The following is a 3,472-nucleotide window of genomic DNA, read 5'->3' on the forward strand; positions in this document are numbered from 1 at the left end:
CTCGTCGAGGTTGTCTCCGCCGATGCCACGGCAGCAGACGTCACCGCCACCGTGGTGAAACTGTGCGAAGCAACCAAGAAGCACCCGGTGCTGTGCGGCGATCGCGCTGGCTTCATCGTGAACTTCCTGCTCTTCCCGTACCTAAATGACGGGGTTCGAGCTGTCGAGGCCAACCTGACCTCGATCGAGGACCTGGATCCGCTGATGAAGGCGTGGCAGTCGCTTCCCATGGGACCCTTCGCACTACTCGACGTCGTTGGCAACGATGTCTCGCTGGCCATCCAGGAGACGATCTTCGACGCCTTTCCCGACGCCTGCTACCGGCCCGCGCCGCTGCTCAAGCAGACGGTCGCCGAGGGGAAGCTCGGCCGCAAGACCGGCGAGGGATTCCTGCAGTACAGCTGATCGCAACGGGCAAAGGTTCAACCGGTAGGCACTCAACGGGTAAAGGCATTGTCGTGCTGGGCCCGTTCGGTGCGACAATCCCGCTATGGCTCGCCGCAACCGTCGCAAGGACCTCGACACCGGTAAGCCGGTCGCTGGCGACCTAAGCCTGCAACGGCGGGTGTCCAAGTCCGATGGCGACTGGATCATGCGGCGGGTGTCCGGCGTCAACGCCACCAAGGCTTACACCTGCCCCTGGTGCAACCAAGCGATCAGCCAGGGCACACCCCACGTGGTGGCATGGCAGGACGGTTGGTCCACGGGCGTCGATGCGCGTCGGCACTGGCATTCATCCTGTTGGACCTCACACGAACGGCAGCGGTAGCCACCGCGCTAGCGCCGGCTGACTGTCACCAAAGCGCCTACCGGTTGGATGTACCGGCTCAAGCCGCTTCCTGAAACCGACGGTTCCCTGGCTACCCAACGCGTGATCAGGCCGGGGGCTGTGAGGACTAGTCGTACGCTCTGATGCGTGCTACTCAATGTCCTGGTTGGTCTGATCTGTGTGGTCGGGATCGTCGGCACCATCGTGCCGTTCTTACCGGGAACGTTGCTGTGCGCAATCGCAATCGGGGTGTGGGCGGTATTCACTGGCGGCTACGGCTGGTGGATCGGTGTTGGCGCGCTAGCGATCTTGGCCGCATCGATGGTGTTGAAATACCTGATTCCGGGTCGATCCATGCGCAATCAAGGCGTGCCCGCGGTGGTACTCATCGCCGGTGGCGCAGGCGGCGTAGTCGGGTTCTTTCTCATTCCTGTTGTCGGGGTTGTCGTCGGATTTGTCGCCGGGATCTACTGCGCCGAGTTGGTGCGGCTGCAGTCCATCCAGGCTGCCTGGCCGACGACCGTGGCGGCGATGAAGGCGGCCGGGATCTCGGTACTGATCGAGTTGGCCGCAGCGCTGTTTGCCACCGCGGTCTGGTTCGGTGGCGCCATAGCTCTGGCCTGATGCGGTGATGGGCGACAGGCCCGTCGACTGCCTGGAGTCCGGCACCGCGGGCGATGCCACATTCGACGACCCGGATGCGCAGTGAACCAGTCGGCCCGCCAGAGTTGAGCCATGGAGCAGATTCGGGCCAATACGGTGTTGCCAGCCGTTCGACAGCCCGTCGCGCTGACAACCGCGGACGGCCTGCGTCTGGTCGGAGAGTTGGTTGTGCCGACCGTCGACCAACCGCGCGCGACGATCGTCTGCGTCCACCCGCTGCCAACTGCTGGCGGCATGATGGATTCGCACCTGTTCCGCAAGGCCGCATGGCGGCTACCTGCGCTCGCGGGCATTGCCGTGCTGCGCTTCAACACCAGGGGGACCCACAGCCCGGCCGGGAGGAGCGAAGGTGAGTTCTCCGAGGCGGTTGCAGAAGGGTTAGACCTCGCCGCCGCAGTCGAACGCGTCTCCCAGGAGGGTTTGCCGGTGCCATGGCTGGTGGGCTGGTCCTTCGGCACAGACGTGATCCTCAAACACCCCGAAGTCGGGCCAGTCGCTGGCGCGGTGCTGGTCAGTCCACCCGTCCGATACACCAGTCAGGCCGAGCTCGCCGAGTGGGGAAGGGTTGGGCTGTCCACCACCGCATTGATTCCAGAACTCGATGATTTTCTGCGGCCACCGGAAGCGGTCGAGCGGTTCAAGGTTGCACCCAACGTCGCCCTCGTCCCCGTCGACGGCGCGGGGCACTTGTGGGTGGGGGAGGCAAACGTGCGGATTGTGCTCAATGAGATTGTTCGGGAGGTGGCGCCGGAAGCGCTGAACCCCGAGACTGGGAGCCTGCCCACGCAATGGGAAGGCCCGATGGAGAGGTGGAACGACCTATGAGTTTTCGTCTGGACGGCCGCAAGGCCTTGGTGACCGGAGCATCGCGGGGAATCGGTGCCGCAATCGCTGTTGCCTACGCTCAGGCGGGCGCTGACGTTGCGATCAGTGCTCGTGACGAAGCCAAACTGGCCGACGTCGCCCAGCAGATCGAAGCGATGGGCCGCACAGCGATCGTGGTTCCCGCCGATGTTCTTGACGGTGAGGCATTGCGCGCAGCTGTCGACGCGGCATCGTTGGCTCTGGGCGGGTTGGACCTCCTGGTGAACAACGCAGGCGGCAACTCCTTCTCCACCCCGGTGGCCAACATGCGCTTCTCCGGCTGGCAGAAGACCTTCAGCCTCAACGTGGAGTCGATCGTGCATGCCTGCCAGGCTGCTGCACCCCATCTGCTCGCCTCCGACCACGGATCAGTCATCAATGTGTCCAGCGTTGCGTCGTTGGCCGGTACCCCCTTCATGGCCCACTACGGGGCCGCTAAGGCTGCCGTGTCGTCGCTGACCAAGACCCTGGCGATCGAGTGGGCCCATGCGAACGTTCGGGTTAATGCGCTTGTTCCCGGCTGGGTCGAGACTGACCTGACTGACTTCCTGCGGGCAGATGACAACACCGAGACCTCGCTGCTCTCGCGCGTGCCTATGCAGCGCTGGGGTCGAGTCAACGAGATGGCTGAGCCAGCCGTGTTCCTCGCCAGCGACGCTTCCTCGTTTATGACTGGCCAGCAGCTGGTAGTTGATGGCGGCCTTTCGGTGATGCCGTGATACCTAGCGCTGACGACGCGCGGGGGACACTCGGCGCTGACGACGCGCAGGTTTTACTTCGCGCTGACCGAGCCGTTCCAGTCGTGCTGGTTCATCCGTTCCCGGTCCACGCGGAGTTCCTCACGCCGCTGGCGGTCCAGTTGCGTTCAGCCGGTTGGACGGTGCTCACCCCCGATCTGCCTGGGTTCGGTACCCGTGCCGATGAGTTGACCGACATCGATGTCGAGCCATCGCTGGACTACTTTGCCGAAGACTTGGCTACCCAACTGGATGAACTGGGCATTGGTCGAGCGATCATCGGTGGAGTCTCGCTCGGGGGCTACGTCGCGATGGCCTTCTTACGACTGTTCCCGCAACGCGTCGCTGGCTTGCTGTTGGTGGACACCAAAGCCGCCAGCGACAGTGATGACGCCCGCGAAGCAAGGCTGGCCTTCGCCCATCGGGTCGAGGACGAGGG

6 protein-coding genes are annotated in these 3,472 nt (G+C 64.1%); all 6 read left to right on the forward strand.

From position 1 onward, the window contains the following. Nucleotides 1-405, forward strand: a 405-nt coding sequence (locus KAZ48_09790) for a 3-hydroxybutyryl-CoA dehydrogenase (GenBank protein MBP7973081.1), incomplete at its 5' end; no start/stop codon positions are given. Nucleotides 406-490: 85 nt separating this feature from the next. Beyond that, a complete protein-coding gene (locus KAZ48_09795) occupies nucleotides 491-769 on the forward strand; it encodes a hypothetical protein (GenBank protein ID MBP7973082.1) in 279 nt (92 codons plus the stop codon). Between the two features lie 147 nt (nucleotides 770-916). Further along, on the forward strand, nucleotides 917-1,393 hold the full coding sequence (locus KAZ48_09800) for a DUF456 domain-containing protein (GenBank protein MBP7973083.1): 477 nt from the start codon (nucleotides 917-919) through the stop codon (nucleotides 1,391-1,393). A 111-nt stretch (nucleotides 1,394-1,504) separates the two neighbouring features. After that, a complete protein-coding gene (locus KAZ48_09805; GenBank protein ID MBP7973084.1) occupies nucleotides 1,505-2,257 on the forward strand; it encodes a hypothetical protein in 753 nt (250 codons plus the stop codon). Next, nucleotides 2,254-3,015, forward strand: coding sequence for an SDR family oxidoreductase (locus tag KAZ48_09810; GenBank protein MBP7973085.1), 762 nt, complete (start codon nucleotides 2,254-2,256; stop codon nucleotides 3,013-3,015). The genes KAZ48_09805 and KAZ48_09810 overlap by 4 nt, the downstream gene beginning before the upstream one ends. After that, the coding region (locus KAZ48_09815; protein MBP7973086.1) for an alpha/beta fold hydrolase at nucleotides 3,012-3,472 on the forward strand (461 nt) is incomplete at its 3' end. The genes KAZ48_09810 and KAZ48_09815, both read left to right, overlap by 4 nt.

Source organism: Candidatus Nanopelagicales bacterium, assembly GCA_018003655.1.
Lineage (GTDB): Bacteria > Actinomycetota > Actinomycetes > S36-B12 > UBA10799 > JAGNDY01.